The organism is Elusimicrobiota bacterium (genome assembly GCA_026388075.1).
In the GTDB taxonomy this organism is placed as follows: Bacteria; Elusimicrobiota; Endomicrobiia; order Endomicrobiales; family JAPLKN01; genus JAPLKN01.
The window spans coordinates 1-8,485 of the sequence record JAPLKN010000059.1 but is presented as its reverse complement, the minus strand read 5'-3'; the positions used below and the strand labels follow the sequence as shown (position 1 = coordinate 8,485).

General features: G+C 38.1%; 8 protein-coding genes. All 8 read right to left on the bottom strand.

Annotated elements, in window-relative coordinates; genetic code table 11:
• Positions 1-180: 180 nt before the first annotated feature.
• Positions 181-654: an acetyl-CoA carboxylase biotin carboxyl carrier protein gene (accB, locus tag NT145_03080; GenBank protein MCX5781675.1), complete on the bottom strand. Its 474-nt coding sequence runs from the start codon at positions 652-654 to the stop codon at positions 181-183.
• A gap of 19 nt (positions 655-673) precedes the next feature.
• Entirely contained in the window at positions 674-2,740 is a 2,067-nt protein-coding gene (gene pnp, locus NT145_03075) for a polyribonucleotide nucleotidyltransferase (protein ID MCX5781674.1), read from the bottom strand.
• 104 nt (positions 2,741-2,844) lie between these two features.
• Complete coding sequence (rpsO, locus tag NT145_03070) at positions 2,845-3,105, bottom strand: 30S ribosomal protein S15 (protein ID MCX5781673.1); 261 nt, start codon at positions 3,103-3,105, stop codon at positions 2,845-2,847.
• 52 nt (positions 3,106-3,157) lie between these two features.
• The gene (gene ribF / locus NT145_03065) at positions 3,158-4,033 is read right to left on the bottom strand and encodes a riboflavin biosynthesis protein RibF (protein MCX5781672.1); all 876 of its coding nucleotides are present in this window, start codon (positions 4,031-4,033) and stop codon (positions 3,158-3,160) included.
• Between the two features lie 2 nt (positions 4,034-4,035).
• Complete coding sequence (truB, locus tag NT145_03060; GenBank protein ID MCX5781671.1) at positions 4,036-4,752, bottom strand: tRNA pseudouridine(55) synthase TruB; 717 nt, start codon at positions 4,750-4,752, stop codon at positions 4,036-4,038.
• On the bottom strand, positions 4,745-5,722 hold the full coding sequence (locus tag NT145_03055) for a bifunctional oligoribonuclease/PAP phosphatase NrnA (protein MCX5781670.1): 978 nt from the start codon (positions 5,720-5,722) through the stop codon (positions 4,745-4,747). The genes truB and NT145_03055 overlap by 8 nt, the downstream gene beginning before the upstream one ends.
• Positions 5,722-6,120, bottom strand: coding sequence for a 30S ribosome-binding factor RbfA (rbfA, locus tag NT145_03050; GenBank protein ID MCX5781669.1), 399 nt, complete (start codon positions 6,118-6,120; stop codon positions 5,722-5,724). The genes NT145_03055 and rbfA overlap by 1 nt, the downstream gene beginning before the upstream one ends.
• 36 nt (positions 6,121-6,156) lie before the next feature.
• Entirely contained in the window at positions 6,157-8,358 is a 2,202-nt protein-coding gene (gene infB, locus NT145_03045) for a translation initiation factor IF-2 (GenBank protein MCX5781668.1), read from the bottom strand.
• Between the last annotated feature and the right edge of the window lie 127 nt (positions 8,359-8,485).

The window sequence follows — 8,485 nt, the reverse complement described above, 5'->3', positions numbered from 1 at the left end:
TCCGGACTCAAGCAGCTCAATTTTATTTTCGCGCATAAGCCAGCCCAAAGCAAGATGCAATAAGGTATTTGAAATGCCAAGCTTGGATTTTAATTCGATTACTGTGGCATTATTTTTTTCTATCAAGTATTTCCAAATTTCTCCGGAAGTAAGCCCGATCTGATCTCGCATGTTAGAACCTTATACTTTTTCTATTACAAACAAATCCTGCCCGGCAACCACAGGATTTCCGTTTTCAACAAGTATCTTAACTATTTTTACTTTAGACTCTGATTTAATTTCGTTCATAACTTTCATAGCCTCAACGATACATACGGTTTTTCCAGGATTTGCGATGTCTCCCTCTTTTACAAAAGAAGAGAGCGTCGGCGAAGGAGCGCGGTAAAAAACTCCCATAATCGGCGACTGTATTGTTTCTCCTGTGGCTTGAATTTCAGCTGTAACGGAAGTCTGTTCCTGCTGCGCCGGAGAAGCTTGAGCCGCTGCTGCCTGAGGAACTGCTTTTACAGTTTTTCCTTTCCGCTTTAAATGAACATAAAAGTCTTTTTCTTCAATTTCAAGTTCTTCTAATTTTTCATTCCGCATTATCTCGTAAAGCGCAGAAATTTCTTTTTTAAGACCGTTGCTTAAAGAATTTTCTTTTGAATTATTCATAGCTTTATCCTTTAAGATTTTATAGCACCGCTTTTTTGCTTAAATTAATACGCCCCTGCTTGTCTATCTCAATAACTTTAACCGTTATCTCATCGCCTTCGCTTACAACATCCTCAACTTTTTTGACATTTTCATTTGATAGCTGAGAAATATGAACCAGGCCTTCCTTGCCCGGCAGAATTTCCACAAAAGCGCCGAAATTCATAAGCCTTGTGACTTTTCCTTTATATGTCTGCCCGACTTCAATTTCAGCCGTAAGATATTCTACCATCTCTTTTGCTTTTGCCAGAGCCAAGGCATCATCGCAAGAAATTGAAACCCTTCCTTCGTCGGTAACATCTATTTTAACCCCTGTGTCTTCCTGAATTTTTCTGATATTTTTCCCGCCGGGGCCGATAAGCGCGCCAATTTTTGAAGGGTTTATCGTAATTGAAATAATTCTGGGCGCGTAGCTTGAAAGTTCAGCTCTTGGCTTTGGAATTTCGGCTTCCATTTTATCAAGTATTGACATTCTTCCTATCCTTGCTTGTTCAAGAGCTTCCGCCATAATTTCAGTTGTGATGCCCGTAATCTTTATATCCATCTGCAGCGCGGTTATGCCTTTGCGTGTGCCGGCAACCTTAAAATCCATGTCGCCAAGATGATCTTCCATTCCCAAGATATCGGTTAAAATTGCGTATTTATTTCCCTCTTTAATCAATCCCATTGCGATACCGGCGCATCCCGAACTAATCGGCACACCTGCGTCAAAAAGAGCAAGCGAGCCTCCGCAAACGGAAGCCATTGAAGAAGATCCGTTTGATTCTAAAATATCTGAAACAATTCTTATTGCATAAGGAAATTCTTCTTCGGGAGGCAGCAAAGGTAAAAGAGATCTCCGTGCCAAAGCGCCGTGCCCCATTTCCCGCCTGCTTAGACCCCTTTCAGGTTTTGCTTCGCCTGTAGCAAAACCTGGAAAATTGTAATGAAGCATAAAGCGTTCTTTATAATCGCCTCCAAGTTCATCCATACGCTGCATGTCAGACGGAGCGCCCAGTGTAACAGTAACCAGCGCCTGAGTCTGCCCTCTGGTAAAAAGGCTTGAACCGTGAGTTCTTGGAAGAATACTTGTTTTACAGTTAATCGTTCTTATTTCATTAAGTTTTCTTCCGTCAGTACGGACATTTTTATTCAAAATCAGTTCTCTTGCTTTTATATAAAAAATCTCTTCTAGGAGATTTTTAATTGTTGATTCCTGTTCTGGATAATCCTTTAAAAGATTTTCAACAACGCTTTTCTTAAAATCTTCCCAGGTTTTTTCGCGTATTTCTTTGTCGGCAATTCTCACGAATTCTTCAATTTTTGAATTAGCCGATTTTTCAATTTCATTTTTTAAATTTTGGTCTATCTTAATTTCAGGCGGTTTAATTTTCCCCTTACCCTTAAAAGATTTCTGTAACGCGCATATTTTCTTGATTTCTTTTTGGGCTAAGATAAGAGCTTCTTCTATTTCATTTTCGGACAGCTCGCTTGCTCCGGCTTCAACCATGCAGGGATTTTCTTCTGTTCCCGAAACCACAAGATCAAGGCTGGAAATTTCTTGCTGAGAAATAGTGGGATTGACAACAAATTTATTATCAACTTTTCCTATTCTGACCGATCCAACCGGATTGTTAAAAGGAATATCTGAAAGCATTAAGGCGGCAGAAGTACCGATTATGCTTATAACATCCGAATCATTTTCACCGTCATAGGATAAAACTAAAGCGGTGATCTGCGTGTCATTGAACCATTCCGGAGGAAAAAGAGGGCGTATAGTGCGGTCAATAAGCCTTGAAACTAATATCTCATTTTCCCTGGGGCGGCCTTCGCGTTTAAAAAAACCTCCGGGTATTTTTCCCGCGGCATAGGTCCTTTCGCGGTAGTTAACCGTTAAAGGAAGCATGTCCTTTTTTTCATTGGGCTCTTTCGCGGCCACAACCGCGCAAAGAACGGTAGTATCACCCATACGGACAACACACGAACCGTTGGACTGCTTTGCCATCTCGCCAAATTCAATCGTTAACGTCCTGTCGCCAAGCTCAATAGATTCTTTTTCAATTTTCACTATAATTCCCCTTTTTAAAAACAGTGTTAAGCGTTAAGTGATAAGGATTAAGTGACTCTTAGGGTCACTTACTACTTACCTCTTACCACTTATCCCTGTTGTTTTTATTTTCTTAAATCCAGTTTCTTAATTATTTCGTTGTAAGAGTCTTTTTTATGTATTTTCAAATAATCTAAAAGCCGTCTTCTTTGACTGATTAGCTTTAAAAAACCGGAACGAGAAGTAAAATCTTTAGGAGCAGTTTTAAAATGTTCAGTGAGATATTTAATTCTGCCGGTTAATAGTGCAATCTGGACAGCGGGTGAACCCGTATCTGTAGAATGCGTTTTAAAACCCTCAACTACAGTTTTTTTGTTTAAATTCATTACATTTTCCTCCTTAGGAAATTAATAATTTAGATATTTTACATAATTTTAACTAAAATGTAAAACTAAAAAAACGGCGAGCCGCTTTTAAATCCTTATCTAATTGTTTTTTCAATTCATTTATGTTTCTAAATTTGCGTTCATTTCTAAGGTGCTTTAAAAAAAATACTTTTAGTTTTGTCTTCCCCCATTTACCCTTAAAACCAATCAGATTTATTTCAGGCACAACTTCACCTTTATTAAAAAAAGTCGGTCTACTGCCGATATTTAAAACTGCTGGAAAAAATGCGCCTTTTGCCCTGACTACTGCCAGAAAAACGCCTAGCGGCAAAAGTTTTCCTTTATTAACTTTTAGATTGATTGTCGGAATACCGATTTTTTTCCCGATTCCCATTCCTTTAAGCGGGACTCCTTCAAAGCTGTAAATTCTGCCCAAAAGTTTCCCGGCATGTTCAATCCTTCCCTGGTGAAGAAGGGTCCTGATTCGGGACGAAGAAATAGCTTTTCCATGTGAACAAGAAAAACTTTTTACCGTCAAATTTATTTTATTTTTCAGACAATTTTTTCTCAGCCATTTAACATTCCCCTGCCTTCCGTGGCCGAAAGCAAAATTTCTGCCTATTACCAAATGTTTAACATTTAGTTTATCTATCAGGTATTTTTCAAAAAAATCTTTCGCGGTAATTTTTACCAGCTCATCAGTTACCGGCAGAATAAATATGTCGTCAACAGGAAACTGGCTTATCAGATCTTTTTTTTCTTTTAGTTCCGTTAAAATTCCTGATACGTGACGGACCGGTTTTGAAAGAGCAATTACAATGCTTTTTAATTTTTTCTTTTTTGAAATTTCAAGGACTTTTGCTATTAGGCCCTGGTGGCCTTTATGAAGCCCATCATAAGTTCCGATGGCAACGCAGGAAGAATTCATATTTAATCGCCTTTTACAAAAGAAGAAAGAGCGTTTTCAGGAATAATCTTTTCCATGACGGTTTTCTTATCTAAATTTTTCAGAGTATCCAAATTGAATGCATCTTTAACCGTAAACGGACCGACTTTTTCCCTGCACAAAAAAGTCATTGTTGCTCCGCATCCCAATTTTTTCCCGATATCTTCTCCCAGAGAACGTATGTAAGTGCCTTTTGAACATTCAACTCGTATTTCAAGCATATTATCATACTGCGAAATGAATTCAATGTTATAAATTTTTATTTTTCTTGGAAATCTTTCTACTTCAATACCCTTCCTTGCTAATTCATATAATTTCTTTCCGCCGTATTTCAAAGCAGAATACATAGGAGGGACTTGTTCAATTTCACCTATAAAACTGTTCAGTATTTCCATAACTTTTTCGGGTTTCATTTCCCTGTATTCTTTCCTGGCAGTTACTTTCCCGGTAATATCTCCCGTATCAGTGGTTATGCCTAAAAGAAATTTAGCGCGGTAGCATTTTTTCAGTTCCATAAAAGAGTTTTGTAATTTTGTTGAACGTCCCAAAAGCACTAAAAGAACTCCGGATGCCATCGGATCAAGAGTGCCGCAATGGCCGGCTTTTTTTATGCCTAGGATTTTCTTAAGATTTTTTACTACACCGAACGAAGTGATTTCTGGCGGTTTGTTAATGCTTATAAGGCCTTCTAAGTCAACCATTTAGATAATCCGTAATAAAATCAAAAAACTTTTTTTCTGCTTCTTTTAGAGTCCCGTTTAGATTTAATCCTGCAGCATTTTTGTGCCCCCCTCCGCCGAAATGCTTGGCAATCGCGCTTACATCAATGTTTCCGCGAGAACGGAGGCTCACCTTTATGTTATCTCTTTCTTCTGTTTCCCTGAATAAAACTCCAACTATTACTCCTTCAACTGCCATGGGATAATTAATAATATTTTCGGTTTCCGAATAATCAGAACCTGCTTTTCTAAACATAGAATTCGTTATATGCATGTAGCCGACCATCCCTGAATTCTTGAGTTTTAACGTTTCAAGAGCTAGGCCCAAAAGATAAAGCGAAGAAATTTTATTGCCTTCGTAAATATTTCTGAGCATTTTTTCAGGCCTGACACCGGAATTTATTAGGTCGGCAGCCATATAAAAACATTTTGCTGTTGTATTTGAGAATTGAAATTTTCCCGTATCCGAGACAAGCCCCGTGTAAAGAGCTTCTGCCTCATTTTTATTGATTTTCATTTTAAGATATCTGAATAAACCGTATATCTGCTCCGCGCTGGATGAAGCTTTTGGGTCAATATAGTTTATATTTCCAAAATTATTGAAAACCCTGTGATGATCAATATTGATGAATATTTCCGCTTGTTTTTTGTTTATTATGTTGCCCATGCGCTTGAGGTCCGAACATTCAAGTATTATGGCGCAGTCAAATTTCTTATTTACTTTATTTGCAGCTTTTATATTTTCAGAACCTTTTAAAAATTTTAAATAATAAGGAACTTCTTCTTTTGAGTAAATTTCTGCTTTTTTACCCAGCCTTTTAAGAAGGGATGCCAGAGCTATGCTTGCCCCGATTGTATCCCCGTCAGGCTTGGTATGCCCTGCAATAAAAAAAGTTTTGCACTTTTTTATAGAGCTTAGAATTTGGCTTAATTTTCTGGTATGTTTATCCATTATTTCTTTTTTATTCGGGGACACGAATTGCTTTTCTTTGTTTCAGGTTCTGAGTCTTCCTCTTTTATTTTTTCGAGCAATTCAAACACATGGGCGGCTTTTTCCGGAGTATCATCATAAGAAAATATTAAGGTGGGTGTTCGGCGCAAATTTAAACGCAAAGCAAGCTGATGGCGTATCTCTTGGATTGAATCCGTAATTATTGCCTTCGTTTTTTCAATTTCTTCCTGACTTCCCATTACCGAATAGTAGGCTCTGGCATCAAGAAGATCGTCAGTCAGTTTTACTCCTGTAATCGTAACAAAACCAATTTCAGGATTTTTAAGCTCCTGCATAATTTTTGCAATTTCTTTTTGTATGAGCTCCGCAATTCTAACTGATCTTTTATAACTTAACATATAATTAAATTCTTTGAATTCAATATTTTCAAATAACTAAAGTTTTCTTGCGATTTTTTCTTCGGTGAAAGCTTCTACTATATCGCCGGATTTAATGTCCGAAAAATTTTCAAGTCCTATACCGCATTCAAAGCCTTTTTCCACTTCCTTAACGTCATCTTTAAACCTTCTTAAAGAAATAATTTGTCCCTGGTATACGATTACATTATCTCTTAAAAGGCGCACTTTAGCTCCGCGGACCACTTTTCCTTCTGTGACCATAGAACCCGAAATTGTTCCTATCTTAGAGACTTTAAAAACCTGTTTAACCTGTGCTTTTCCGATGCTTTTTTCTTTAATTTGAGGTTCAAGAAGCCCTTCCATTGCCTTTGTTACATCGTTAATTAGGTCATAGATTATCCGATATACCCTTATGCTCACGCCTTCTTTTTCAGCTAATTTTTCAACCAAAGAATCAGGGACTATATTAAAACCTATAATCAGAGCATCAGAAGCCGCGGCAAGCGAAACATCGGACTCTTTAATTGAACCTATACCTCTGTGAATTATTTTAAGATTTATTTCATTTGTGGAAAGTTTTTCCAAAGAATCTGAAAGAGCTCCTAAAGACCCTTGGACATCAGCTTTCAAAATTACGCGCAGATCTTTGCCTTTACCGGCTGATATATCTTCTAACGATAAATGGTGTCTGGGCTTTAGCGCATCTTCACGTATTTTTCCCCGGCGGGCTTCAGCGATTTCACGAGCCTGATATTCCTGTTCAACTACAACCAGGCGATCGCCTGATTGGGGTGTCCAGCTAAATCCTAATATTTCCACAGGTACGCTAGGCCCTGCTTCATTAATACGTTGGCCTAAATCGTTAGTCATCGCGCGAACTTTGCCGTAAGTTTGTCCTACAACAAAATTGTCTCCGATATGCAGTTTACCTTTTTTAATAAGGACCGTCGCTACAGCTCCTTTTTTTTGATCAAGCTTTGCTTCAACAACAACGCCTTTTGCAAGCGTATCAGGGTTTGCTTTTAGTTCCATCATTTCAGCTTTAATAAGTATCATTTCTAAAAGCCGTTCAACATTTGTCCCCATCTTAGCGGAAACTTCCACCATAATCGTATCTCCGCCCCAATCTTCCGATATCAAATTATATTTGCTGAGTTCCTGTCTTGTCTGCTGCGGATTTGCGGTAGGAATATCAACTTTATTTATCGCTACAATGATTGGGACACCGGCCGCGCGGGCATGGTCAATAGCTTCAACTGTTTGGGGCATAACCCCGTCTGCCGCAGAAACAACCAAAACAACAATATCCGTAGCCTGTGCGCCTCTTGAACGCATTGCAGTAAAAGCTTCATGGCCGGGAGTATCCAAAAATGTTATCTCGCCTTTGGGCGTTTTTACTTTATAAGCACCGATATGCTGAGTAATTCCCCCCGCTTCCCCTTCAGCTACCCGGCTTTTTCTTATATAGTCAAGCAAAGAAGTTTTGCCGTGATCAACGTGCCCCATGATGGTTACAACAGGAGAACGAGGCTTTAATTTTGCTGGATCTTCTTTTTCTTCTTCCAAAGCTTCTTCGGTATATAAAGAATCAAATTTAACCTGATATCCAAACTCTCCGGCAAGAAGTGTTGCAGTATCAATATCCAATCTTTGATTTATCGTTCCAAGGCTGCCCATACTCATAAGTTTTTTCAAAATATCGCCGGGTTTAACATTTATTTTTTCTGATAAGGCTCTCACTGTAACTAATTCATTTATTTTTATTTCGCCCTTAAATGCAGGCGCTTCTTTAACGGGAGCTGTTTTTGCAGGAACTTCTTGCGGGGCTTTTTCGGGTTCAGCAGGTGCTTTTGGAATCGCTTCAGGCGCTTTTTTTTCTTTTATTTCAGGTTTTACTTCTGCTTTAGGCGGTATTACTGGAGCGGCATGCTTTACATGCAAAGGTTTTTTTTCTATTTTTGCTTCAATTTTTTTCTCTTCTTTAACAGGAGGGTGAGCTTTTAGAATTTCCTTTATTTTTTCTTCTTTGACTTTTTTAGCAATTTTGGGAAGCTTTTCTTCGGCTTTTTTTACAATTTTTGGTGCTTTTTCTATTTTCTTTTTTACCGAAGGAGCAGCCTTTTCTGCCTTAGGTTTTAAAACCTTCTCAAGTTTAGGCTGAACAGCTTTAACCTTAGCAGGTTTAGAGACCTTAGCCGCAGATTTTTTTGACGTTGATTTTTTCTTTTTTGGAACCATTAATTATTCCTCAGCTTCTTTTGTTTCGCTTTTTTCTTCTTTAGAATCAGAATTATTTTTTTTGTCTTTATTTTTTCCTTCTGTTTCTTCTTTCGCTTCGCCCTCTTTTTCTTCTTCAACTTTATTC